Here is a 24,177-nt window from a genome sequence, read left to right as displayed (position 1 = left end):
CGCAAGCCGAGCGCCGGCCCGGTCTCAGCCGGCCACCAAGGCCAGACAGCTCAGTGCCGCTGATGCCGAATCGTACGCCAGCAGAGGCAACCCGCTGCACATTCGCATCTGCATGAGCACCGTGGCAGACGCGACTAACCGCGCAGCGTGGCGTACTGCTGCAGGAAGCGGGCCAGTGACTCGGCCAGGGCGCGGATTTCTCCCGGGTCGACGCTCTCGTTCGGCGCATGGATAAGCGCGAGGGGTTCCTCGACGCCCAACAGGATGATCTCCGCGTCCGGGTAGGTGTCGGCAAACACGTTGCAGAGCGGGATTGATCCCCCCTGCCCCAGGGTCGTCATCGGCCGCCCGTAGGCCGCGAGCATCGCGGCACTCATGGCCTCAAATGCCGGACCGCCGACTGCCGCCTGGAAGGGGGACCCGATGGCCTCGAGGTCCACCGCAACGTGGACTCCCCAGGGTGCGGCGGCCCGGAGCTGGTCCATCAACGCTGAGTGGGCGTCGGCGGCGGCCATGCCTGGCGGGACGCGTAGGTTCAGCCGCGCGCCGGCCCGCGGCACGATCGCCGCCGTCGAACCCGTGACCGGCGGGCAGTCGATGCCGAGCACGGTGACGGCCGGTCGCGCCCAGAGCATGTCGGATACGCTGCCGTCGCCCAGCAGCGAGACGCCCTCGAGCACGCCGGCGTCGCCGCGGAACTGTTCCGGCGGATAAGGCGCGCCGGTCCAGGTCTGGGTGTTGTCCAGTCCCGAGACAGTGGTGTTGCCTTGTGCGTCCCGGAGGGATGCCAGCATCGAAATCAGCGCGGCCAGCGCGTCGGGGGCTGCACCGCCGAACATCCCGGAATGGAGTTCGGAGGTCAACGCCTCCACTCTCACCACGACATTGACCATCCCGCGCAAGGTAACGGTCGCCGCAGGGTGCCCCACTGCGGCGTTGCCCGTGTCGCAGACCAGGATGGTGTCGGCACGGAGCAGGTCAGGGTGGCTCGCTACGAACGCCTCCAGCCCGCCAGTGCCCTGCTCCTCCGAGCCCTCGACCACCACTTTCAGGTTCACCGGCACATCGTTGCCGAGCGCTCTCAGTGCCAGCAGTTGGGCCAGAATGTTGCCTTTACAGTCGGCGGCGCCCCGTCCATACCAGCGGCCATCTACCTCGGTGAGTTCGAAGGGCGGGGTGCGCCATGCGGCATCATCGAGGGGTGGCTGAACGTCATAGTGCGCGTAGAGGAGCACGGTGGGAGCATCCGGATCGGGTCCCGGTCTCGAACCGACTACAGCGTCCGAGCCGTCCGGCGTCCGCTCGAGGTGGGCATCGGCAAATCCAAGCTCAGCGAATTTGTCCAGGACCCACTGCGCCGCCCTTGCGCACTCCTCGGGGGGAAACTGCCGCGGGTCCGCCACCGAGCGGATGGCCACAAATCCGGCGAGCTCCCCCTGCGCCGGACGCATCAGATCGGCAATGCGGGAGCGTAAGTCCACGGCTCACCCTCCGCCCGAGTTGTAGGTATTGAGGCCGTCGATGAACTGCTGGAAGTCAGCCAGTTTGTCCGGGCAGTAGATCTTGATAATCGCGAGCTCGCCTTTGGCGACGCGGCCGTTCGCGATCACCGGCCTGCTTCCGGGCCCGGTTGCGCCGTTCGTCAGCTGGCTGTGGAAGGTGGCCCGGCTCAGCGCGTCGTTCGGGTTCGCGCAGACAGCGCCGCCGTCGTCGCCAAGCACCCGGGCTATCTGTTCGCGCGAGGGGGCCGTCCCCCCTGCCGCATCGATCTCCGCGATCAGCTGGTCGGCCTTCGCCAGGGACTGCTGGGTCTCCCTCGCATGCCGGAACATCACCAGGGCAGTCACGGCGAACAGCACCAGCAAGATCACGGAGACGATGTAAACGATCGAGCGGCTCCGCTTGGTTGAGGACTCCAGATGGGTGCTCATGACTCTGGCACCTCCGTCTGCGCCCCTTGTTCAGGCAGCTTCCAGGAGGGCTTGCGCAGCTTATAGAAGAGGAACGGAACGAGCAGGCCCAGGCCCAGTGCGCCGCCGGCGACGATCAGGAAATACACGAGCGGATCGCCGCTGCCGAATTGCGACGGCGGGACGAACCCGACGAGAAGGGCGGCCAGGGAGGCTGCGAATCCGACGCCGCAAAGCCCGACCAGCATCGGCGCCCGGTAGCCGCGCGGGTGGTCGGGGTCGTTGCGGCGCAGCCGCACCGCGGCGATGAACATCAGCAGGTACATGATCAGGTAGACCTGCGTGGTGATCACCGAGAAGATCCAGTACGTGCTCGAGACATCCGGGACCAGCGCGTAGCCGAGGGCGATCACGGTGGTGACGAGCCCCTGGACGACCAGGAGGTTCTGCTGTACGCCGTTTTTGTTCAGCTGTTGCAGGAACGGCGGGAGGTAGCCTTCCTCACGCGAGATCAGCAGCAGGCCCTTCGACGGACCGGCCAGCCAGGTCAGCATGCCGCCGAGGGAGGCAGCGACCAGCATGATGCCGAAGATCGGAGTAAGGGCCTGCAGGTTGAACGAGGCCAGCACCGCGTCGAAGGCCTGCATGACACCCGCCGTGAGGGAGAGCTGATCGGCCGGGACGATCCAGCTGATCGCCAGCGCCGGCAGGATAAAGATGAGCAGTACGAGTCCCATGGCCAGGAACATCGACTTCGGATATTCCTTGGCCGGGTCCTTTAACGAGGACACGTGCACTGCGTTCATCTCCATGCCACTGTAGGACAGGAAATTGTTTACAATCAGCACCAGGCTGGCCAGCCCCGCCCATTGAGGAAGGAGGTTTGCCGCGGTCATCGGAGCGGCAGATGGATTGCCTTGACCGAGGAAGACGGCGCCCAGAATGACGAGCACGGCGCCCGGAATAAGGGTGCCGATGATCAGGCCTCCGCCAGCCAGGCCTGCCACGCCCTTCGTGCCGCGGGATGAGACGTACACACCGGACCAGTAGGCGACCACGATCACTAGGGCCGTCCACACGCCGCTACTGGCCAGTGCCGGGTTGAAGACGTAGGCGAGCGTGCTCGCGACGAACCCCAGAAGGGTCGGATAGTAGAAGATCGTCATGGCGAACTGGCACCAGACCGCTAGGAAGCCCATCGGTTTGGAGATCCCGGACGATACCCAGTTGTAGATGCCACCCTTCCATCCGGACGCCAGTTCAGCGGACACGAGGGAAGTGGGCAGGAGGAAGACGATCGCGGGGACCACGTAGAGGAAGACTGAAGCAAGGCCGTAGACGGCCATGGTCGGGGCGGCTCGCAGACTGGCCACCGAGCTGGTGGTCATCAGCGCCAGCGCCACCCAGGAGATCCACACGGCCGGGGGTGCCTTCGGCCGGGTCACTGCCTGTTCGCTCACGTTAGACACACCCTTGGGTGCGCCGTGGTCTGTGCCACGGGCCAGGCGGAGTAATACCGCCTGGGGCGAGTAGTCGACTGTTCGAACATGCCACTGCCCCCTGTCACACAAAGTGCTCGGTGTCTACAGCATGGACCTAGTAATTGGCCGGGAACAGTCACCAACTCCCCTATACGTCAGGTCGCGGGGGTGCTAATTTGAACGGCTTCGGGTGCGCTTCCAGAGCAAGTCGGTGGCGGCAATGTCCGACTGTCACGGTCGAGAAAACGAGCAGACGTAGCCCGCTTGGCCCAGTGCTGGCTTCGCCGCCTCTGCGATGGCCGTGGCCCCGTAATCGACCACTTGGTCAGCGGTGAGGGTGCCGAACGCCCCGATCGACATCGCAATGTAAACAGCGGTGGCAATCGACAGCGCGGACTCTCAGGAGCGATCTCGTTCCGGGTCCACGTCAGATCGTGGACCACGTCGGCTGACTAGTGGACGATTCTCATCTCGTGCGAGGTCTGGTTGAGTCGCCGTCCGCCGTCAGGAATGACCGTCACAATGTCCTCGATCCGTACGCCGAACCTGCCCGGCAGGTAGATTCCGGGTTCGATCGAGAAGCACATGCCGGGGTGGAGGATCTGGGTTTCGCCCTCGACCATGTACGGCGGCTCGTGAGTCGTCAGTCCGATTCCGTGCCCGACGCGGTGAATGAAGTAGTCGCCGTAGCCAGCTTCAGTGATCACCGCCCGAGATACGCGATCGATCTCCTGGCACTCGACGCCTGGCCACACGGCCTCGAACCCGGCCTGCTGTGCGTGTCTGACGACGTCGTGGACCTCGCGCTCCTCGGCGGTGGGTTCGCCGACGTGCACTGTCCGCGTCGTGTCTGATCCGTAGCCGTGTTTGAGGCCGCCGAAGTCGAGCACCACCATGTCGCCGTCCTCGATGATCCGCGGGCCGATCTCGTGGTGAGGGTTGGCGCCGTTCGGACCCGACCCAACGACGGTGAAGTCCACCTGCGAATGACCGAATTGGCGAAGCAGGTCCGCGAGATCAGAGCCGACGTCGGTCTCGCTGCGCCCAGCGAACCGCACGGTGACGATCTCCTCGTACGCCTGGTCTGCCGCCGCGCCGGCCGCCGCCAGCCGCTCGATCTCGTCGTCATCCTTGATCGCCCGAAGCATCGGCAGGGCGGTCGTCATCGAGACGTAGGACGAGTTGGGCAGTCGATCCTGCAGGCCGAGGAGGTGCATGGCCCAGGCGGAGTCAGAGACGGCATAACGTCCGGTTCCGGCCATCAGCGTCGCAGATTCCGTGTAGGGGTCGCTCCCGTCGGTCCAGTCGGTGATCCTCAGAATCGAGGCGCTGACGGCCGCTTCCGCGTCGGGCCTTTCGAGCCTCGGAACGATCATGGCGGGCTCCGCGTCGACGGGGATCACGAGCATGGTGATGCGTTCAGTGATGGCCACGGGTGCATACCCCGTGAGGTACAGCAGGTCCGGGCCGGGAGTGACCAGGATGCCGTCGAGCCCGGCATCTTGGGCGGCGCGGGCTGCTCGCCGCAACCGCTCGGCGAAGTCATCGGCGGTGAACGGAGCCGGCTCGGAAGGGCTGCGATGATCACTCATGGTTCGCATTTTCGTGCGCCGGGCATCACTGGTCAACCCGTCGCGCCTCCGGTAATCCCGCGTCGCTGCCCCGACCCGCCGTTACGCGTCCCGTTCCCCGCAAGGTTTGGCCGATGGGGCACTTGCGTCTGGACAACCGTCTTTACAGGCTTTTCCTTCCGGCAGGCTGTTGTCGGGGATATTCTGGGGAAATCAGCAGCGCGAGCGGGCCGGTGATCATGGTTCGTGGAGGAGGCTGTATAGCTTCATTGGCAGCCGCCCTGCAGTAGCAGGGCTGGAAGCCTTCCTGTTAGGAGCTGCCTTGAATACTTCAATGACGAGACCAGCCAACCGTTCTGGCGGCGGGGTTCAAAGGACGTTCGGCGTCGAGGAGGAATTCCTGCTCGTCGATGCCACGACGGGGCAGCCCGCACCCGCCGCGGAAGAGTGCTTGGCCAAGTCCCCGCAGCGCCCTGAAACCAGTGGCGGCCCATCCTTGGCTTTGGAGGTCCAGCAAGAGCAGCTTGAGGCCGTTGGGCCTGTCTGTTCTACGCTGCAGGAAGTGATTGCGGGCATCCGAGAGGGCCGGCGGCTTGCCGACGAGGCGGCCCGTTCGGTGGGTGCACGAGCGGTCGCCGTGGCCACCAGTCCCGTCCCGGCCACTCCCACCCTCGTGCCGCAGCCTCGATTCCTGAATATGGCAACCCGATTCGGCTTGACGCTCAGGGAGCAACTCACCTGCGGCTTCCATATTCATGTCGGTATCACCGACGGTGAGGAAGGGGTGGCAGTCCTGGACCGAATCCGGGTCTGGTTGCCCGTGTTGCTGGCGCTCAGCGCGAACTCCCCTTTCTGGCACGGCGCCGACACCGGATACGCAAGCTTCCGCTACCAGGCTTGGAACCGCTGGCCGACCGCCGGGCCCAGCGAAAGGTTCGGATCAGAACGCGAATACCACCGGTACGTGCAATCCCTGCTGACAACGGGCGTACTCCTTGACGAAGGCATGGTGTACTTCGACGCGCGCCTCTCCCGGAACCACCCGACGGTGGAGGTACGCATCGCCGACGTCTGCATGGAGGCCCCACACGCGGCCGCGATTGCCGCGATAGTGCGGGGCCTCGTTGAACGGGCCGCCCAGGAATGGCGCGCCGGGATTTCTGCGCCCCGTCTGTCCGCCGGGCAACTGCGCCTGGCGGCGTGGAAAGCAAGTCAATCAGGAGTCGAGGACACCCTGCTGCACCCCCTGCTGAACATTCCATGCCCGGCCGCCGAAGCGGTCCAGGTCCTCCTCTCCCATATCCGGCCGGCCCTGGCCGACAGCGGGGACGAGGAGCAAGTGAGCGCGGAAGCGGCCCGGATCCTGACCTCCGGCACAGGATCACGCCGGCAGCGCGAGATCATGATGAGCACCCAGAGTCTGCCCGCCGTGGTGCTCGAGGCCATCGGACACACCCACGGGACCGCCCCGGCCCCGCATCGCCGATCCCGGCGCCTGCAAACTAGCTGACTGACCCCTACGGGACACGAATGCACAGCCACGACGGCGTTCGGTGTGCCCGCTCTCCCGAGCTCCGACTCGACCCGCGGGGATGTATCGTCTGACGGCGTCCCGGCAGAGAACCGGTGACGCAACGTCAGGCGGCCACTAGAGGGTCGTCGCGGAGCATGGCCGGAGCACGTTCAGGAGGCGTCGGGCCGTCTTGGACGCTGCGCGTTGCCTTGGTGGTGCTAATGACCCATGATTTTTGGGTGTCGGCTGAGGATTTCGGCTCGTTTCCGGACGGCGTCAACGTAGTCGTTGAACGCCTGCTGCGTGTCGGACACGAACTCGCAGAGCAGGAGCCCGCAAAGCGGGCCAGTGAACTCTTCTTTTACGCGCAGGTGCGTCATGCCGCCCCGGGGTTCAAGCGTGAAGGTGCGCACACCGGTGAGCAGGCCCAAGGGCAGCCCCTGGGTCCAGGTCATTGCTTCCCCGGGCACCTGCTGGACGCGCAGCCGGAAGGTGCGGTTCCCTCCGGTATGGCTGCGGATTCTGATGGTGCCACCGTTGCGCAGCTCGCCCCTGATGTGGGTGATGCCGGATTCCCATACGGTGTAGTTCCGTGCATCCGTAATGATGTCCCAGACGGTGGAGCTTCGGGCGTTGATCAGTGTCTCGCCCTCGACGCAGTGCCTGGACTTACCTTGTCTCTGGCCGGGAGGGCGACGGGTTGTGGGCACCTGGTCTGTAGACATCAGTGCGCACCCCAAGCCATTGCCCGCGGGACCGGACTGCCGTCGCGGCCATTCAGAGGGCGGCCGGCCCCATGGCCGATGGCGCCGGCAAGGGGCAACGCCGGATTCTGGACGGCCTTGACACAGCAGTCTTTCGCGGCCGGCCGGTTGTGCATCCCCGGCAGGACGTTCCCTACTGTTACTTCGGTCAAGAGATTCTCCTTTTCAAAACGGAGTGATAGCCGGATATTAGCCCGGCTTCCTGTGCGCAGCCGGAAAGTCCATTGACCGGTTCATGTCTCACAGCCTCCGGCCGGCCCGAGTCCCCTGCGAGGTCACTGCGTCTGCTGCTAGGCAGTACCGGGGCCATGGCGCTCTCAGACCAGTGCCTTGCTCTTGATCCGTTCAAATTCATCAGCGCTGATGGTTCCAGAGTCCCGAAGGGCCGTGGCTTTGGAGATCTCCTCGCTCGGACTCGGTGCAGCGACGCTACGGATGTAGGCGTTCGAAGCCTCCCGGTTCGCCCGCGACCGTTCCATGGACCGCTCCGTCATGCCCTTACCGCGGGCAATCAGGTATACCAGCACGCCCAACACGGGCACGAAGACCAGGAAGAAAATCCAGACGGCTTTCCACCACCCGCTCAGCTTGTCGTCGCGGAACAGATCCCCAAAGACGGCGAACAACGCCCAGAGGAAGGCGATGAACGCGTATACGAAGAAGAACCACCAGAAAAAATCCCAAAAGTCTTCCAAGAAACTCATGTCAACTTCCCTGCTTTCGGTCGGAGCGGTGTTGTACGGGAATGCAGCTTGGGCAAGACTGAGGCTGCTGCTTGCCTACCGGAGAACCTCGGGGTCAGCACTTGGTCGCCGTCTGCAGGTCACTGACCGCGGCCTGGACGTTGGCCGCGTCGTCCCAAAGGGACGCGGCCGCCTGGGTCAGGGTTGCGTCATCCGGGACGGCTCTGACAGCTGCGTCGAACTTGTTTTCGGCCGTTTTGACGCCGTCCATCTCGTCTTTGGCTACGTCCTGGCTCGCCTTGACCAGGTCGTCATAGGTCTTCGCGACCTGTTCGCGTGCCGATTTGATCTGTTCTATGGTGGCGCCCGGTTTTAGTGTCTGTTTGAAATTTGTCAGGGATCCGGCGAAGGCGCTGGCCGCCGCGCAGGCCTGCGAAACGTTCTTCTCCGCTCTGGCGCTGCTGACGGACGTTCCGGGGCTTGATGTGCCGCAGCCTGTGAACAGTGCTATGGCTGCCCCGGCTGCGATCGATCCTGCCAGGATCGGGTGTGGTCTGGACACTGAGGGCTCCTTTCCGAAATGGATTGCGGCTGGGAGGTCTGCCATGCGCGAGTCCGATTATTGTCTGCCCGCACCGTGGGTGTGGACCTCATCCGGGGAAGATGATCCGAAGTGGCAGAAGCCGGAGTCGCGGTTGCCCCGCCATGAAATAGCGGCCACCGCGGGACCCCGTACCGACAGTTGGCTGCAGCAGCAGATCCCCGCCAATCGTGGACTCATCGTCCTTCAAACAGGACGGGGTGCTGGTCAGCCGGTCCTACCCGGGGATCCGGTACTCCTCGGCCATGAGGCGCCAGGCTTTGCCGGTGGTGCTCACCGTAAGCGTGTAGGACCCCTGGGGCAGGGTGACACCGGTGGCCCCGGAGCGGGCCTTGATCAGCGAAAGAACGGTGAGAGCCGGCCCCTTCACGGGCTGGAGGTAGACGACGGCCGGTCCAGTGAAGGCGTACTCGATGTGGAGCCTGCCGGTGACGGTCACAACGGGCACCGCGGGTTCGGCGGCGGAGGCCTCCGCGATGGTGACCCACTCTTTCACCGGTGGCGTCGGGGCCGGGTTCAGCAGTGCGTTCATAGCGGTGACGGTGGCGGTGAGGGTCCCAGTGACGGGAGCCGCGATGATGCAGAACACCGCACCACCGAGGGCGGCGGCCAAGACCGTCGAGGCCATACGCAGGCGGCGGCGTAGGGAGTTGGTGCCGGCCAACGGCATGGAAGCACCGTCAGCGGCGTATTCCCTGGTGATCCGGAACAGGTCAATGAGCCACCAGATCCCAAACCCACCGAGGGTCAGCAGCTTCAGGGTGCCGGTGACGGGCCGGCGGAGATAGAACCGGTCCGCGCCGATGAAGCCCAGGCACAGGGCCAGCAGCCACGCGGTGCGCAGGGAGCGCATCGGCAGCAGCTCACCTTCGAAGAAGAGCCCGTACTGCTCGGTCGGGGGCACATTCCGATTCTCGAACAGCCACGTTGGGATGTCCACGGTCTTTCGGCACCTCGGCAGCAGGCCTCGGGTTCAACGCTTCTTGCCCCCAACACCCGGCACGGACGCGACTTGCTTCATCCACGCCGCGATCTGGCGTTCATCGACGTCGTCCAAGGATTCGAGCTCCACACCCCGCGTCGACTTGCCCATCCCCACCGGTGTCACCGGCGGTACAGGCTCGAGCACCGCGCCATTCACAAACATGAGTTTGATATGGCCAGCAAAACCGCCGCAGCTGAAGCACCACCCGTCGCCGACGCCGTAGTACGACATGCCCCACTTCACGGAGCGCTGGAGGTCGGGCAGCGTCTTTGCCGCCAGCGCATCGACCGCTTCGGCGATGCCGCGCTGCGGCTGCGGCAGGCTGGCGATATATGCGAAGACCGGCTTGTCGCCGACCGCCGCTTTCGCGGGGCTTGCCCTGCCGGTCATGGCTTCCGGCAGAGTAGTGGCGACATCGACATGTACCGCTGCGCGCGAGGCCGGCTTTTCGACTTCCCTCTTACCGATCTCCCTGCTGGTCATGGAGAGCATTATTCCTTATGCGTCGCGCGGAAAACCCGCCGGAACAACCTGTCGGCCGCGAACTTCCGGTTCCCCCAAGACGAAGACGACGCCGTCACGGAAGTGGCACGTTCCTCCCAGAACTGTCGCCCACGGACATCGCCCTGCCCTAATTTTCCTTCTGGCGTTTTTAGGCCCAAACGCCCCGGCCGGAGGCCTTCACCCACGGCTAGGCGCGGCCACCGGACAGTTGGTCCAAGGCAGGCCCAAAGCCCCTCGTGAACCAGGATGAGTGCGCATAATTTTGGTAGTACGACCCGGCTAACCTCGGAAGTGAGCCCGGTAGGTCATTTAGAGGGAGGATGCGTGATGGGCGGCGCAAGCGGTCCTGACGATGCGCGACGACTCGACGCAGACTGGGACGACACTCCGGAACCCTTGAACCAAACGGAAAATAGTGCCTCTGACAATGGAGTTGACGACCGCTACTACGAAGAGACTGACGGTGTTATCCCCGACGGTGAAAACTACGGGTACGTCGATGACACGGTCGACGGTATGTTGCCAGGAGACCCGGCGGCCGCCGCCGTCCGGGAAACCGTGGTGGCCCGCGAAGAGGAGCGCTTCGGCGGCATCAAGTTCGGCTCCGCCTTCTTCGGCTGGCTGGTTTCAACCGCAATGGCTGTTCTGCTGGTTGCTCTGGTTGCGGCGGCCGGCAGGGCCGGCTTGCTGCCCGCCACGGACCCGCTCTCTCGAGCTGGCCAGACATCATCAGGTGGCGGCATGACCGGAATGATCGTGCTCTTGTCGCTCCAACTCCTCGCCTATTTTTCGGGTGGCTACGTGGCCGGCCGGATGGCGCGCTTCAACGGCGTCGGCCAGGGGCTGATGGTGTGGCTGTGGGGCGTCATTGGCGCCGTAGCGGCGGCACTGCTGGCGATTCTTGGGCAATCCAATGTCTTGACCACGATCAACAGTTACCTTCGACTGCCGCTGGTCGAGGGGCCGCTTCGCCTAGAAGGCATCATTGCGGCCATCGCGGTGGCCGCCACAGCCCTGATAGGCGCCGTGCTGGGCGGGCTCACTGGAGTTCACTACCACCGGAGAGTGGACCGTGCGGGCTTTACTCCGACGGAGGAGTACTACCACCCCTAGACGAAGAATTCCAAGGCGGCCTCACCTGGTGGCAGAGAGTCGACACGGCCCTGTGCTTTGCGGGAGTACCGACCCATCCGCCGGGCGCACGGCTCCGAACCCCTAGTCAGACTCCCCGGACGTGCCCGAAGCACCACACGCCGACGGTCCGCAGGGGGGCCACTCCAATGGAAGGTGCCACAGATGAGCGTCACGAATCACCCGCGTTTCTTGTCCGAGTGCTTGATTCAGGATCCCAACAGGCAATCAGGCCTCCCGGACGATGAAATATACGGCGTGTACATCAGCTGGTGCTTGCTGAACGGCGAAGAGGTCGGCTCCAACAAGTCCTTGTGGAGCGAAATGCGCCGACAGGGCCATGCTCAGCCGCACAGGAGCGGCCGGCAGCGCTCCTGGGCCGGAGTGACGATGACCGGCCCGGCGGCGGTGGACTACATACTTTCGAGCCAGCCAAGCCTGCTCTAGCTTCCTCACAAACCGGATCAGCTTCTAACCCGTATTTAGTCGCGCCGGCGGGTGGGGATCTCTCCGCTGCTGGTGAGCCGGTCGGCGACGTCCCTAAGTTTGGTCTGGGTTTCGGAGCTTGCCCTCGTCAGGACCTGGAACGCCTGCTGGGAGGTGATTTTGAACCTTTCCATGAGGATTCCTTTGGCCTGGTCGATGAGGTCCCGCGTGTCCAGCGCCAGGTTAAGCTGGCTGATTTCCTGCGCGTCGGAGAATGCATCCTGGCCTTCGCCCCTGCGGTAACGGTCATCGGCTACGAGACAGTCGGCCACGGCCACCTGAGGCAAGCACTACGCCGCACGTGAGGTCGGCTCAGAACCCACTTGGCTACGCCCGGAACCTCACCAACGAACAAGACCTGGCAGCGAAGCACAAGGCGCCTACGCGTCTCGGCGTCCCCGAAGGACGGACCAGTGGTGACCACGGCGTGACCGGAAGGAACGGCTGGGACTGAACGAAATCACGTGCCCGAGGTGGGACTCGAACTGCGTCCCAGCTCATGCCGACGCCGGTCCCGGCCAGGGCCACCGATGAGTCATCGGCCGACTGCAGCGTTCACAGAGGTGTTTCACGAGTTGGTTCCGGGCTGGTAAGTGCCGGCGCTCCATTCCTGTCCTTGGGGATCGAGCACTCGGCTGCGCCGGGTACCCCATGGGGTGTCTTCGGGCTCGATCACGGAAGTTCCGCCCGCGGCCAGGGCCTTCTGATGAAATGCGGTGACGTCTTCAACCAGAAGATATAGTCCCTGGCCGGTTGACTGACCGATCAGGGGCGGCCGGTGGTAGCCGGCGTCGTTACTTGCCACCATCAGCACTGCCTCCCCCATGCGAACTTCGGCGTGCAGTACCGTTCCTGCGGGGCCGTCTTGCCGGCGAACGACATCAAATCCCACCGCCTGGAGCCACTCCAGGGCTGCGGGTGCGTCGCTGTAGCTGAGATAGGCGAATAGCTTGGCGTCCATGCGGGAATGTTATGCCCCAGTGGAGCCGTGCGGAACAGTGGCAATAGGGATGGCGCGGTTGCACAACTCCAACCCCGGAATTGACAGTGACTCAGCTGCCAAGGGCCGCGGCGACGGCAGCCTGCATGGTGGTCGTCGGGCGCCCTATCAGCCGCCCCAAGTCGCCGGTTTCGACATAAAGGTCACCCCTGGCCACCCCCAGATCACCGTCCGCAAAGACCTCCGCTACTTCCCGTGGGAACCCAAAAGTCTGCAGCAAGCCAATGTATTCATCCTTGGGCATGTCGTGATACTCGACGTCCTTTCCGCTTGCCTCGGACAGGGCCTGCGCGAACTCCGTCATGGTGAAGGCTTGATCACCACCGAGTTCGTACACGGCATTTGCGTGCCCGGCCCCTGTGAGTACTGACGCAGCGGCGTCGGCGTAGTCTGCATGCGTTGCGGCGCTGACCCGGCCGTCGCCGGCCGCGCCAGGGACGACGCCACTGTCCACGTACGCTGCGGCCCTGTCGGTGTAGTTCGCGAGGTACCAGGAATTACGCAGGAACACGAAGGGCAGCCCGGAGTCCCGGATATAGGCTTCGGTGGCTTTGTGGTCCGGCGCTATCAGCAGGGGGCTGGTGTCGGCTTTCGGTGCACTCGTGTACGCAATCAGGTGGACTCCTGCCCGGACGGCCGCATCAACAACGTTCCGGTGCTGCTGCAGCCGGGCACCAACCTCGTTGCCGGAGACGAGAAGTAACTTGTCTACGCCCACCAAGGCTGCGTCCAGACCCGTCGGATCTCCGTAATCGGCCCTGCAGGTCACGACCCCCAAGTCCGCGAGCCCGGCGAGCTTTTCGCTGTTGCGTCCAATGGCGACGATCTGGTCGGCGGGAACTCCCTGGCGGAGCAGCGCGTCGATCGCCTTACGGCCGTAGCGCCCTGTGGCGCCTGTTACTGCAATGGACATGAATGCCTCTCATAATGAACAGACCCAGTCTGTTTCTTGAACTAACTCCCTTAACTGCATCATCGGTTCTGGTGTGGATAAGCAGAACGCGTGTGGGTTAGGCCGGCTGCGTCCGCACGTCAGGGAACCAGCTCCGCAGATGCTTCTCTTGGTTTTTCTCCGGATTGCCGTCTTGGGCCCCAGATCCAGCCGTACGAAAGGTCCATTGTCGGCGCTTTCAGGGTGCTGGGGAGATCTGTCCGTGACCGATCCGGCAGCCCCGAGGGCCCACTAACTGAGCAATCCCACGATGTAACCGACAAAGTACAGCAGCGACAACATGACCACTGCCGCGATCCCGGCCATCCAGAGAATCTGGGTACCCTTCGTCGTGCCGTTCTCATCGTGACCCTGCGGCCCAGCCGTCGTGCCTTCGCCCGGAGGGGTTTCGCCTGGCGGCACTCCGCCTCCCGGCTCCAAGCCAGTAATCTTGTCCTCGTATGGGTCTGGATTGCTTCCTGACACGTTCACTCCCTTGGTCGCGGTCCTGATGTTTGATCAGGGGGCGCTCGTCGTGGTTTGATGCGGCCCAGAGACTTCGTCTGGTGGCAGTCAGATCTCTACACAAGCAACGGGTAGGATCGCCGTATGGAATTCGTCGTGATGTATAGCCTCACCGAAGGCGTCGACCGTTCGCGCATTCTTGAAACGTACCCCCGCCATAAGGCCTACTTCGAAGCGTTCCGGGCCGCGGGCGGCGGCCTCATCGCATTGGGCCCGTTCCAAACGACTGATCCGGCCGGTGGATCGATGGGGATCTTCACCTCGCGCGAGGATGCCGAACGCTTTATCGCCGGAGATCCTTTCACCGTCGAGGGGCTCGCCGTTCCGCGCATCCTTGAGTGGGACGCCGTGCGTTTCGATTAGGCACATCCGGGCTTCATTCTCTCGGCCAGAGGGAGGGCTGAGCTCGCGAGCCGACAAGCATGCTACGTCCCGTGTCGTCCTTTCCTCATCAACCGCCCGCCCAGCCAGTACGAACAGGAGGCTGGGCCAGCCGGACTGCAGTCCCCTCACATGCTGTCGGCGTCCTTTCGAGCCAGCACGGCGTCGAGCACCCTGTACTCGGCTTCCTCAACCGCCCAATAGGCGCATCAAATCATCGGAGAGAGCCATGACAATTCCTTTCACAGAGCTTGACTTGGTTGTGACCTGACCCGAGATCGCAGTCACCGAACCGGCGTCGCCCGTTCGAACGCAGCGATCCCACCGTCCCTTCTACACTCAACCTCGAGCTCACAGACATTCAGGGCCGAAAGTCCTTTTGACCGTGCGGGACCGCCCTGGCCCAGCCTCAATCTCCCGCGGCCGTAGCGGTGGGGCGGACAGCGGCTTCATCTCAGGCCGAACATCAACCGAGGCATCGGCCCGCCAGCTCAACCACATCGTCGAGTCGGTGTTCCCGCCGGACGCGGCGGCTAGGCCCGGATCCGGTATCCCGTCGCCTTATCGAAGAGCCTTCGCGTGCTGTTTCCGGCGGCCGCAATCCAGAGGACGGAGTCGTCATCAGCGGCTTGTTCCACCACGCCGGTCATGATGTGCTCCCCCGAAAGCCACACCTCCACCGTGTGGCCCGTCAGCCGGGCCCAGTCGCTACGCGGCCCACGTCCGGCCAAGGTCTGGCTTGGGCTCGTACCCACCATGATCCGCTTTACCAGCCGCGCTCGGCGAGGCGGTGCGGCTGCGGGATCTCGTCGACGTTGATGCCGACCATGGCCTCGCCCAGGCCGCGGGAGGCCTTGGCGATCTCGTCCGGGTCGTCGAAGAAGGTGGTGGCCTTCACGACGGCGGCGGCGCGCTGGGCCGGGTTGCCGGACTTGAAGATGCCGGAACCGACGAACACGCCGTCGGCGCCGAGCTGCATCATCATCGCGGCGTCCGCCGGGGTGGCGATGCCGCCGGCGGTGAACAGCACCACCGGGAGCTTGCCGGTCGCGGCAACTTCCTTGACCAGTTCGTACGGGGCCTGCAGCTCCTTGGCCGCGACGTAGAGCTCGTCCTCGGCCATGCCGGCGAGCTTGGCGATCTCGGCGCGGATCTGGCGCATGTGCGTGGTCGCGTTGGAGACGTCCCCGGTGCCGGCCTCGCCCTTGGACCGGATCATCGCCGCGCCCTCGTTGATCCGGCGCAGGGCCTCACCGAGGTTGGTGGCACCGCAGACGAACGGAACGGTGAAGTTCCACTTGTCGATGTGGTTGGTGTAGTCGGCCGGGGTCAGGACCTCGGACTCGTCGATGTAGTCCACGCCGAGGGACTGCAGCACCTGCGCCTCGACGAAGTGGCCGATCCGGGCCTTGGCCATGACGGGCACGGACACGGCCGCGATGATCTGATCGATCATGTCGGGATCGGACATGCGGGACACGCCGCTCTGGGCGCGGATATCGGCCGGAACACGTTCCAGCGCCATCACGGCCACGGCACCGGCGTCTTCGGCGATGCGGGCCTGCTCGGCGTTGACGACGTCCATGATGACGCCGCCCTTGAGCATCTCAGCCATGCCGCGCTTGACGCGGCTGCTGCCCGTGACTGTGACGTGTTCATATGGGAGTGGTCTGTCGGACACTTTTTGCTCCAATGGGGCGGGATGCCTGCGAAGTCAGGCATTTCACTAACGGGATGAACCCCGGGTTTCCATTCGCACCCGGGGGCTACGGGTGCTTCACCGGGTCAGCACTCGATGACGTTGACCGCAAGCCCCCCGCGGGAGGTTTCTTTGTATTTGCTTTTCATGTCCGCGCCGGTTTCCTTCATCGTCTTGATGGCTTTGTCGAGCGATACCTTGTGCGAGCCGTCCCCGTGCAGGGACAGCCGCGCGGCGTTGATGGCTTTGACGCTGGCAATGGCATTCCGTTCGATGCAGGGAATCTGCACCAGGCCGCCCACCGGGTCGCAGGTCAGGCCGAGGTTGTGTTCGATACCGACTTCTGCGGCGTTTTCCACCTGTTCAGGCGTCCCGCCGAGTACCTCGCACAGGCCAGCGGCTGCCATCGAGCAGGCTGAGCCCACCTCGCCCTGGCAGCCTACTTCGGCGCCGGAGATGGAGGCATTGATCTTGAACAGGATTCCGACGGCGGCCGCGGTCAGCAGGAAGCGGACCACGCCGTCGTCGTCGGCTCCGGGCACAAACTTGACGTAGTAGTGCAGGACGGCGGGGACGATTCCCGCTGCGCCGTTGGTGGGGGCAGTGACGATGCGCCCGCCGGCGGCGTTTTCCTCGTTGACGGCCAACGCAAAGAGGTTCACCCACTCCATCGCCCGCAGGGGGTCGGTAACGCCCGTGTCTGCGGTCAGGGTCTGGAATAACGACGGTGCGCGCCGCCTGACATTCAGTCCGCCGGGAAGGATCCCGTCGGCGGCGCAGCCATTGTCCACGCATTCGCGCATTACGGCCCAGAGCGCCAGCAGCTTTTCGCGGAGGTCCGCTTCGCTGCGCCAGGTGAGCTCGTTGGCCAGCATGACGTCGGAGATGCCCATTCCTTCGCGCCGGCAGATTTCCAGGAGCTCGTCGGCTGTTGTGAACGGGTACGGCAGCACAGTGGTGTCGGCCACCACGCGGTCGTCGGCGTCCGCGTCGCCGTCCACCACAAAGCCGCCGCCAATGGAGTAGTAGCTCCGTTCGTTGAGTACGGCACCGGTGTGGTCCAGGGCCCGGAACGTCATTCCGTTGGGGTGGGCGGGCAGGGACTTGCGGCGGTGCAGCACCACATCCTCGTCCCAGTTGAAGTCCACCCGGTGGTGCCCGCCGATGACGAGTTCGGCATCGAGCGCGGCGGCCGCCACCTGGTCGTCGGCCGTGGAGGTGTCCACGGTTTCCGGGTCCAGGCCTTGCAGGCCCAGTACCACCGCCTTGTCCGATCCGTGGCCCCGGCCGGTGGCACCGAGCGAGCCGAACAGTTCGGCCTGCACCCTCGTGGTGGAGCTCAGGAGCCCGCTGCCCTTGAGCCCGTCGGCGAACAGTTTGGCCGCCCGCATCGGGCCGACCGTGTGTGACGACGACGGCCCGATGCCAACCGAGAAGAGGTCAAGGACGCTAAGGGCCATCAGGGCACCTCAGGGGAAGCGAACTCCCTCATTGCGTCCAGAAGCCACCGGCCCAGGAACTCGGCGAACGAGGCACGGGGGAAGAGCCGGAAGCTTTCGTCCCCGGTCTTCTGGAGGACCACCGGGATGTTGCCCACCTCGGTGTTCAGGGCCGTTCCCGGGGTGAAGCTGCGGGGGTGCAGGTCAAGGGCGCACCCCTTCTCCAGGACCGCGCGGGCGCGCGGTCCGGTGAGCTCCAACGTGGTGCGGTTGGCGGACAGGTCCACGACCTGGCCCGGGGCGTTGCCCAGCGCCTCCACGAGGGACCCGATGAGGTCTCCACCCAGGGAATCGTGGGCATTTTCCGGTGCGACCACCAGGAACTCGGACGGTCCCAGCCAGAGGACGCTGACGCCGTTGCCGCCGCCCACCTCGCCGCAGCGGGCCGGCAGGCTGCCCGCCACGGCGGCGATCCGTGAGCCTTCCTCGGAGCGGGGGTCCACGCGGACGCCCGCCATGGTCTGGAACGGGCCCTCGCTCAGGACCACTTTTCCTTGGATAGAGCCGGCTTCCAGTGCGGCGGCCAGGTGGGAGGCGGGGCTGCGGCGGATTCCCCGGAGTCCATTGATGCCATTGAGTGCTGCTGTGTTAGCCATCTTTGCGGGTCCCTTCGGGGTCAAAAAGTACGGTTTCGGCAACGACAACATCAACCAGCTGGTCCCCGGCAGCGGCCACCAGGGTTTCACCGATGCGGTTGCGGCCGTTCTTGATCAGCGCCAGGGCGAACGACCGGCCCAGCGCCGCGCTGTGGTAGCTCGAGGTCACGAAGCCCTGCATCGGGACGGGCCCGTCGGCGGGGTTGACGGTGATGCCCTTTTCCACCAGCTGGGTGCCTTCCGGCAGCCGCAGCGTCCCGTCCACGGGGAGGACGCTGACCAGGTGCTTGCGGTCCTCGCGCCGGGCGTCGGCCCGGGCGTAGGAGCGCTTGCCGATGAAGTCCTTGGCCTTGGACACCACCCATTCCATCCCGGCGTCCTGCGGGGAGACGGTGCCGTCGGTGTCCTGGCCGACGATCGGGTAGCCCTTTTCGGCCCGGAGCACGTGCATGGTTTCTGTGCCGTACGGGGTGATGTTGTATTCAGCCCCGGCGGCGGCCACGGCTTCCCAGGTGTTCAGCCCGTACCAGGACGGCACGTTGATTTCGTAGGCCAGTTCGCCGGAGAACGAGATCCTGCAGATCCGCACCTGCACGCCGGAGGCCAGGGTGGTTTCGCGGAACGTCATGAACGGAAAGGCTTCCGCGTCCAGCCCGCCGCCCGCGGCGAGTTCGGGTGCCACCTTGGCGATGACCGCACGGGATTTGGGCCCGACGACGGCGATGGTGGTCCATTGTTCGGTCACGGACGTGCAGTGCACGTCCAGCTCCGGCCACTCGGTCTGCAGCCATTCCTCCAGCCAGTCCAGGACCTTCGCGGCGCCGCCGGTGGTGGTGGTCATGAAGAACCGGTCCTCGTCGAGGCGGAGCGTGACGCCGTCGTCGAAAATCATGCCGTCCGCCATGCACATCACGCCGTAGCGGGCGGAACCGGGGGCCAGCTTCTTGAACGCGTTGGTGTAGATCCGGTTGAGGAATTCACCGGCGTCCTTGCCGCGGATTTCGATCTTGCCGAGGGTGGTGGCGTCCATGAAACCCACGGACTCGCGGACGGCGGCGCACTCGCGGAGCACGGCGGTGTCCATGTCCTCGCCGTCCTGCGGGTAGTACCAGGGCCGCTTCCACTGGCCCACGTCTTCGAACAATGCACCTTGTGCCACGTGCCACGGGTTGATCGAGGTGACGCGGGCGGGGTCGAAGAGTTCTCCGCGCTGGCGACCGGCGAGTGCCGCGAACGCCACCGGGGTGAAGGGTGCCCTGTAGGTGGTGGTGCCGATGTCGCCGATCCCGCGGGACGCTTCACCGGCTGTCCGGAGAGCGGCGGCGATCACGCCGATCGCGTTCACCCCGGAGGTCTTGCCCTGGTCGTTGGCGGTGCTGATCGAGGTGTAGCGCTTGATGTGCTCCACGGACCGCATACCGGCCCCGGTGGACCGCAGCACGTCGGCCACGGACTGGTCCCGCTGGAAATCCACGAAGTGGTGGTGCCAGTCATCCGGTGTCCCGGCCTGGCCGGGGACCAGCCACAGCTGGCGGGTCGGTCCCGACGCCTTCGGTTCGCCGATGGCGGACGGCTGCGTAACGGACTTGAAGCCGGCGGCGATGGCGGCCGACGCTCCGGCGGAGACGCCCTCGGCCAGGCAGTCGGCGAGTTCGAAGCTGCCGCGGCCGGAGCCGATGCTCTGCTGGTTGGGAACGACGGTGCTCGGCACAAACGCTGCCAGGTCCTCGTCCCAGCGCAGCTTGCCCTGCCGCTGGGAGTGGAGGTGGACCAGCGGGCTCCAGCCACCGGAAACTGCCAGCAGATCGCAGGGAATCTCTTCGACGCCGGACGTGAGTTCGCCGTCGTCGTTGATGCTGCGGACGGTGACGCTCTCAACCCGGCCGTCGGCGGAGTGCGAGGCGGTGGTGTTGGCAACGGCGCTGCCGATCAGCACCCGGGTGCCGGCTTCGACGGCGGCTGCGGCGACGTCCGTGAGCTTGGCGCGCGCGTCCACGACGGCTGCGACCTTGACGCCGGCGGCGCGGAGGTCCGCGGCGAGGGCGTAGGCGCTGTCATTGGTAGTGCCGATGACAGCGCGCTGCCCCGCGGCAACGCCGTAGCGGTTGAGGTAGCTGCGCACCGCGGAGGCGAGCATGATGCCCGGTCGGTCGTTGTTCTCGAAGACCAGCGGCCGTTCGTGGGCGCCGGGAGCCAGCACCACCTGCTTTGCGCGCACGTGCCAGATCCGCTGCCGGGATACGCCGGGGGCGGCCGGGGTGGAGAGGTGGTCGGTGCGGTTCTGGACGGCGATGACGTAGTTGGCGTCGTAGGCGCCGAACGCGGTGGTGCGGTTCAGGACGGTGGACTCGGCGCCCGAGACGAGTTCGGCTTCGACGTCCGCCACCCATTCCAGGGCAGGCTTGCCCTCGATGGACTCAGCCAGTCCTGGTGCAGTGGGTCCGGACAGGAGCGATCCGCCCAGTTCGGGCTGGTCATCCATCAGGATCACGCGGGCGCCGGTGCGGACCGCTTCGCGGGCGGCGGCCAGGCCGGCGGGTCCACCGCCGATGACCAGGACATCGGTGTGGACGTACTTCTTGTCGTATTCGGCGCGGTCCTCGTCCGGGTCCAGCTTTCCCAGTCCGTTGAGGTATTCGGCGCTGAGGCCGTCCACGAGGGACACCGTGGTGGCGGGGAGCATGGACTCGGCCACGTGGCCCGGGAAGCGGGCGGCGACCTTGACCAGCGCGTTGGATTCCTCCACGCCGGCGGACATGATGCCGCGGGGGCGGTCCTCGTAGAGCGAGTTGCCGGCGGTGATCCGGCCGTTGGCGAGCAGGGCCGAGGCGAGGGTGTCGCCGGGGTGTCCCGTGAATTCCTCGCCGTCCAGTGTGAAGCGCCAGGAGACGGTGCGGTCGATGCGTCCGCCGGCGTCGAGGCGGGCGTTCTGGGAAGTCACTTGGTTGCTCCTTCCGGGGCGGTGGTGCTGGAGGCTGTGCTGGTTGCGGCGATGCTGGGTGCGGCGCTGCCAGTGGTGGTGCTGTCCGCGGCGAGGCTGGCAGTTCCGGCTTCGGCAGCCGGAGGAATGGCAGTTGCAGGCCGGGGCGTCCCCATCGGGTAGACGGCCTGGATGTCGTAGGTGACGGTGTCGCGGAGCATGTTGAACCATTGCCGGCAGCCGGTGCTGTGTAGCCAGCGCTCGGCGAAGGCGCCTTTGGTGTTGTCGCGGTAGAACAGGTACTCGGCCCATTCACGGTCCGTGAGCTCTGCCGGGTTTTCCGGGTAGGGCACGTGGGCCTGGCCGCCGTAGTGGAATTCGGTCTCGTCGCGGGGACCGCAGCTGGGGCAGGAAATCAGGAGCATGTCCTTACCTCTTTCTAGTGGGCAAGTTTTTAGTGGGCAACGGCGGCGGCGCCGTGTTCGTCGATCAGGGCGCCGGTTTCGAAGCGCTCCAGCGCAAAGGGCTTGTTCAGCTCGTGCGGGGTGCCGGTGGCGATCGTGTGCGCGAACGTCAGCCCGGCCGCCGGTGTGCCCTTGAACCCGCCGGTTCCCCAGCCGCAGTTGACGAACATGTTCTCCACCGGGGAGGTGCCCACGATCGGGGAGGCATCCAGGGTGGTGTCCACGATCCCGCCCCAGGTCCGGAGCACGTGGGCCCTGGCGAAGATCGGGAAGAGTTCGACGGCGGCTGCCATCTGGTGCTCGATCACGTGGAATGATCCGCGCTGGCCGTAGCCGTTGTACGAGTCCACGCCGGCACCCATGACCAGTTCGCCCTTGTGCGCCTGGGAGACGTAGACGTGGACGTGGTTGGACATGACCACGGTGGGGTGGACCGGCTCGTGGAGCTCCGACACCAGTGCCTGGAGGGGGTGGGACTGGATGGGAAGCCGGAACCCGGCCATTTCCGCGAGCACCGAGCTGTGCCCTGCGGCGCAGAGGCCCACCTTTTCGGTGTTGATGGTGCCGCGGTTGGTCTTGACCCCCACCACCTTGTTTCCGTCCTTGACGAAGCCGGTGACTTCGCAGTTCTGGATGATGTCCACGCCGAGCTCATCGCATTTGCGGGCGAACGCCCACGCGACGTGGTCGTGCTTGGCGATGCCGGCGCGCGGCTGGTAGGTGGCACCCATCACCGGGTAGCGGATGTTGTCATTGATGTTCAGGATGGGGCAGAGTTCCTTGACCTGCTGCGGGTCCAGCCACTCGGCGTCGACGCCGTTGAGTTTGTTGGCTCCGACGCGGCGGACGCTTTCACGGACGTCGCCGAGGGTATGGGCCAGGTTCATGACCCCGCGCTGGCTGAACAGGAAGTCGTATTCCAGTTCTTCCGGCAGGATCTCCCACAGCTTCAGGGCGTGCTCGTAGATCGCCGCGCTCTCGTCCCAGAGGTAATTGGAGCGGATGATGGTGGTGTTGCGGGCCATGTTGCCGCCGGCCAGCCAGCCTTTTTCCAGGATGGCGATGTTGGTCATCCCGTGGTTCTTGGCCAGGTAATACGCCGTCGCCAGTCCGTGACCGCCGCCGCCCACAATCACGGCGTCGTAGGAGGACTTGGGGTCCGGGTTGCGCCAAAGGAAGTCCGGGTGCTCCGGCAGCTGTTCCGTGCTCATTATGCTGCCCCGTTCTTGTCACCGGAGAGGTTCGGGTAAAGGGGGAACTTATCTGCCAGGTTTTCAACCCGTTGCCGAAGTTCGGCTGCCGTCTCCTCGCTGAACTCGCGTTTGAGGGCTGCGGCAATAATGTCGGCCACTTCGGTGAACTCGGCTTTGCCAAAGCCACGCGTGGCAAGGGCCGGGGTGCCGATCCGAAGACCGGAAGAGACCATGGGCGGGCGGGGGTCAAACGGGACGGCATTGCGGTTAACCGTGATGCCGATCCGGTGCAGGCGGTCTTCGCCCTGCTGGCCGTCGAGGTCCGAGTTTCGCAGGTCCACCAGGACCAGGTGCACGTCGGTGCCGCCGCTGACTACAGTCGCGCCGGATGCGGCGACGTCTGCCGTCAGCAGGCGTTCGGCGATGATGCGGGCACCTTCCAGGGTGCGTTCCTGGCGTTCCCGGAATTCGGGCTCCGCCGCGAGTTTGAAAGCGACAGCCTTCGCCGCGATCACATGTTCCAGCGGTCCACCCTGCTGGCCGGGGAAAACCGCGGAGTTAACCTTCTTGGCGATGTCGGCGTCATTTGTCAGGATCACACCACCACGAGGGCCGCCAAGGGTCTTGTGCGTGGTGCTCGTGACGATGTGGGCGTGCGGCACCGGGTTCGGGTGCAGCCCGGCTGCCACCAGACCGGCGAAATGCGCCATGTCCACCATCAGGTACGCGCCGACCAGGTCCGCGATCCGGCGGAATTCCGCGAAGTCAAGCTGCCGCGAGTAGGCGGACCAGCCGGCCACGATCAGACGGGGCTTGTTCTCAACGGCGAGGCGCTCCACCTCGGCCATGTCGATCTGCATGGTGTCTTCGCGAACGCCATAAGGGACAACCTTGTAAAGCTTGCCGGAAAAGTTGATGCGCATGCCATGGGTTAGATGGCCGCCATGCGCGAGATTCAGCCCCAGGATGGTGTCACCGGGCTGGATGAGGGCGAACATCGCCGCTGCATTGGCCTGAGCGCCGGAGTGGGGCTGGACGTTAGCGAATTCGGAACCGAAGAGTGATTTGAGGCGGTCGATGGCCAACTGCTCCACGACGTCGACGTGCTCGCAGCCGCCATAATAGCGCTTGCCGGGGTAGCCCTCGGCGTACTTGTTGGTCAGTACCGAACCCTGCGATTCCATGACGGCAGTCGGCGCAAAGTTTTCGGAGGCGATCATCTCCAGCGTGCCCTGCTGGCGCACCAGCTCCTGCTGTATAGCGGCGTGGATCAGCGGATCGGTCTCTGCGAGCGAGCGGGTCAGAACGTCGACCATCATTTCTCCTAAGTCTGCTATCTA

General features: G+C 65.1%; 25 protein-coding genes. 4 read left to right on the top strand and 21 right to left on the bottom strand.

Features of this window, described 5'->3' with window-relative positions; genetic code table 11:
• Nucleotides 1–134: 134 nt before the first annotated feature.
• The 4 genes from ACFRJ8_RS13070 to ACFRJ8_RS13055 form a co-directional block, all read right to left on the bottom strand.
• Nucleotides 135–1,481 carry a dipeptidase gene (locus tag ACFRJ8_RS13070; protein ID WP_377986591.1) on the bottom strand — a complete coding sequence of 449 codons (1,347 nt, stop codon included), beginning with the start codon at nucleotides 1,479–1,481 and terminating at the stop codon, nucleotides 135–137.
• 3 nt (nucleotides 1,482–1,484) lie between these two features.
• Nucleotides 1,485–1,931: a hypothetical protein gene (locus ACFRJ8_RS13065; RefSeq protein ID WP_377986590.1), complete on the bottom strand. Its 447-nt coding sequence runs from the start codon at nucleotides 1,929–1,931 to the stop codon at nucleotides 1,485–1,487.
• On the bottom strand, nucleotides 1,928–3,370 hold the full coding sequence (locus ACFRJ8_RS13060) for an APC family permease (RefSeq protein ID WP_377986589.1): 1,443 nt from the start codon (nucleotides 3,368–3,370) through the stop codon (nucleotides 1,928–1,930). The genes ACFRJ8_RS13065 and ACFRJ8_RS13060 overlap by 4 nt, the downstream gene beginning before the upstream one ends.
• A gap of 473 nt (nucleotides 3,371–3,843) precedes the next feature.
• A complete protein-coding gene (locus tag ACFRJ8_RS13055; RefSeq protein ID WP_377986588.1) occupies nucleotides 3,844–4,983 on the bottom strand; it encodes an aminopeptidase P family protein in 1,140 nt (379 codons plus the stop codon).
• A gap of 313 nt (nucleotides 4,984–5,296) precedes the next feature.
• Between ACFRJ8_RS13055 and ACFRJ8_RS13050 the strand changes: the two genes are divergently transcribed.
• Nucleotides 5,297–6,472: a glutamate--cysteine ligase gene (locus tag ACFRJ8_RS13050; protein WP_377986587.1), complete on the top strand. Its 1,176-nt coding sequence runs from the start codon at nucleotides 5,297–5,299 to the stop codon at nucleotides 6,470–6,472.
• A gap of 221 nt (nucleotides 6,473–6,693) precedes the next feature.
• Here the strand turns inward: ACFRJ8_RS13050 and ACFRJ8_RS13045 are convergent, their stop codons facing one another.
• The 5 genes from ACFRJ8_RS13045 to ACFRJ8_RS13025 form a co-directional block, all read right to left on the bottom strand.
• A complete protein-coding gene (locus ACFRJ8_RS13045) occupies nucleotides 6,694–7,200 on the bottom strand; it encodes an SRPBCC family protein (protein ID WP_377986586.1) in 507 nt (168 codons plus the stop codon).
• A gap of 356 nt (nucleotides 7,201–7,556) precedes the next feature.
• The gene (locus ACFRJ8_RS13040) at nucleotides 7,557–7,943 is read right to left on the bottom strand and encodes a PLDc N-terminal domain-containing protein (protein ID WP_377986585.1); all 387 of its coding nucleotides are present in this window, start codon (nucleotides 7,941–7,943) and stop codon (nucleotides 7,557–7,559) included.
• A gap of 94 nt (nucleotides 7,944–8,037) precedes the next feature.
• Nucleotides 8,038–8,484 (bottom strand): hypothetical protein, encoded by a 447-nt coding sequence (locus tag ACFRJ8_RS13035; RefSeq protein WP_377986584.1) that lies wholly within the window; start codon nucleotides 8,482–8,484, stop codon nucleotides 8,038–8,040.
• Nucleotides 8,485–8,740: 256 nt separating this feature from the next.
• A complete protein-coding gene (locus tag ACFRJ8_RS13030; RefSeq protein ID WP_377986583.1) occupies nucleotides 8,741–9,427 on the bottom strand; it encodes a TM2 domain-containing protein in 687 nt (228 codons plus the stop codon).
• Between the two features lie 69 nt (nucleotides 9,428–9,496).
• Nucleotides 9,497–10,000, bottom strand: coding sequence for a DUF1801 domain-containing protein (locus ACFRJ8_RS13025; RefSeq protein ID WP_377986582.1), 504 nt, complete (start codon nucleotides 9,998–10,000; stop codon nucleotides 9,497–9,499).
• A 339-nt stretch (nucleotides 10,001–10,339) separates the two neighbouring features.
• Between ACFRJ8_RS13025 and ACFRJ8_RS13020 the strand changes: the two genes are divergently transcribed.
• Together ACFRJ8_RS13020 and ACFRJ8_RS13015 are read left to right on the top strand one after the other, a co-directional pair.
• On the top strand, nucleotides 10,340–11,125 hold the full coding sequence (locus tag ACFRJ8_RS13020; protein ID WP_377986581.1) for a hypothetical protein: 786 nt from the start codon (nucleotides 10,340–10,342) through the stop codon (nucleotides 11,123–11,125).
• A gap of 183 nt (nucleotides 11,126–11,308) precedes the next feature.
• Nucleotides 11,309–11,590 (top strand): hypothetical protein, encoded by a 282-nt coding sequence (locus tag ACFRJ8_RS13015; protein WP_377986580.1) that lies wholly within the window; start codon nucleotides 11,309–11,311, stop codon nucleotides 11,588–11,590.
• Between the two features lie 35 nt (nucleotides 11,591–11,625).
• Here the strand turns inward: ACFRJ8_RS13015 and ACFRJ8_RS13010 are convergent, their stop codons facing one another.
• The 4 genes from ACFRJ8_RS13010 to ACFRJ8_RS12995 all read right to left on the bottom strand — a co-directional run bounded on the left by ACFRJ8_RS13010 (nucleotide 11,626) and on the right by ACFRJ8_RS12995 (nucleotide 14,046).
• Nucleotides 11,626–11,901 (bottom strand): ANTAR domain-containing protein, encoded by a 276-nt coding sequence (locus tag ACFRJ8_RS13010; protein ID WP_377986579.1) that lies wholly within the window; start codon nucleotides 11,899–11,901, stop codon nucleotides 11,626–11,628.
• 296 nt (nucleotides 11,902–12,197) lie between these two features.
• The gene (locus ACFRJ8_RS13005) at nucleotides 12,198–12,590 is read right to left on the bottom strand and encodes a VOC family protein (RefSeq protein WP_377986578.1); all 393 of its coding nucleotides are present in this window, start codon (nucleotides 12,588–12,590) and stop codon (nucleotides 12,198–12,200) included.
• 91 nt (nucleotides 12,591–12,681) lie between these two features.
• Entirely contained in the window at nucleotides 12,682–13,542 is an 861-nt protein-coding gene (locus ACFRJ8_RS13000) for an SDR family oxidoreductase (protein ID WP_377986577.1), read from the bottom strand.
• A gap of 270 nt (nucleotides 13,543–13,812) precedes the next feature.
• Nucleotides 13,813–14,046, bottom strand: a complete 234-nt coding sequence (locus ACFRJ8_RS12995) for a DUF6480 family protein (protein WP_377986576.1) — start codon at nucleotides 14,044–14,046, stop codon at nucleotides 13,813–13,815.
• 123 nt (nucleotides 14,047–14,169) lie between these two features.
• Here ACFRJ8_RS12995 and ACFRJ8_RS12990 point away from each other — a divergent pair, with 123 nt between their 5' ends.
• Nucleotides 14,170–14,448 (top strand): YciI family protein, encoded by a 279-nt coding sequence (locus ACFRJ8_RS12990; protein ID WP_377986575.1) that lies wholly within the window; start codon nucleotides 14,170–14,172, stop codon nucleotides 14,446–14,448.
• 551 nt (nucleotides 14,449–14,999) lie between these two features.
• Here ACFRJ8_RS12990 and ACFRJ8_RS12985 read toward each other — a convergent pair.
• The 8 genes from ACFRJ8_RS12985 to glyA form a co-directional block, all read right to left on the bottom strand.
• Nucleotides 15,000–15,224 carry a hypothetical protein gene (locus tag ACFRJ8_RS12985; protein ID WP_377986574.1) on the bottom strand — a complete coding sequence of 75 codons (225 nt, stop codon included), beginning with the start codon at nucleotides 15,222–15,224 and terminating at the stop codon, nucleotides 15,000–15,002.
• An 8-nt stretch (nucleotides 15,225–15,232) separates the two neighbouring features.
• Nucleotides 15,233–16,147, bottom strand: coding sequence for a pyridoxal 5'-phosphate synthase lyase subunit PdxS (gene pdxS, locus ACFRJ8_RS12980; protein ID WP_377986573.1), 915 nt, complete (start codon nucleotides 16,145–16,147; stop codon nucleotides 15,233–15,235).
• Between the two features lie 104 nt (nucleotides 16,148–16,251).
• Entirely contained in the window at nucleotides 16,252–17,625 is a 1,374-nt protein-coding gene (locus ACFRJ8_RS12975) for an L-serine ammonia-lyase (protein ID WP_377986572.1), read from the bottom strand.
• Nucleotides 17,625–18,260 (bottom strand): sarcosine oxidase subunit gamma, encoded by a 636-nt coding sequence (locus ACFRJ8_RS12970; protein WP_377986571.1) that lies wholly within the window; start codon nucleotides 18,258–18,260, stop codon nucleotides 17,625–17,627. The genes ACFRJ8_RS12975 and ACFRJ8_RS12970 overlap by 1 nt, the downstream gene beginning before the upstream one ends.
• Entirely contained in the window at nucleotides 18,253–21,201 is a 2,949-nt protein-coding gene (locus tag ACFRJ8_RS12965) for a sarcosine oxidase subunit alpha family protein (protein WP_377986570.1), read from the bottom strand. Before ACFRJ8_RS12965 ends, ACFRJ8_RS12970 begins: the two co-directional genes overlap by 8 nt.
• Nucleotides 21,198–21,605, bottom strand: coding sequence for a sarcosine oxidase subunit delta (locus ACFRJ8_RS12960; protein ID WP_377986569.1), 408 nt, complete (start codon nucleotides 21,603–21,605; stop codon nucleotides 21,198–21,200). The genes ACFRJ8_RS12965 and ACFRJ8_RS12960 overlap by 4 nt, the downstream gene beginning before the upstream one ends.
• Nucleotides 21,606–21,634: 29 nt before the next feature.
• Nucleotides 21,635–22,855: a sarcosine oxidase subunit beta family protein gene (locus ACFRJ8_RS12955; protein WP_377986568.1), complete on the bottom strand. Its 1,221-nt coding sequence runs from the start codon at nucleotides 22,853–22,855 to the stop codon at nucleotides 21,635–21,637.
• Nucleotides 22,855–24,153 (bottom strand): serine hydroxymethyltransferase, encoded by a 1,299-nt coding sequence (gene glyA, locus ACFRJ8_RS12950; RefSeq protein ID WP_377986819.1) that lies wholly within the window; start codon nucleotides 24,151–24,153, stop codon nucleotides 22,855–22,857. The genes ACFRJ8_RS12955 and glyA overlap by 1 nt, the downstream gene beginning before the upstream one ends.
• Nucleotides 24,154–24,177: the final 24 nt, after the last annotated feature.

Source organism: Arthrobacter sp. NPDC056886, from assembly GCF_042788715.1.
Taxonomy (GTDB): Bacteria; Actinomycetota; Actinomycetes; order Actinomycetales; family Micrococcaceae; genus Arthrobacter.
This window is presented reverse-complemented; position numbering and strand designations above follow the sequence as displayed.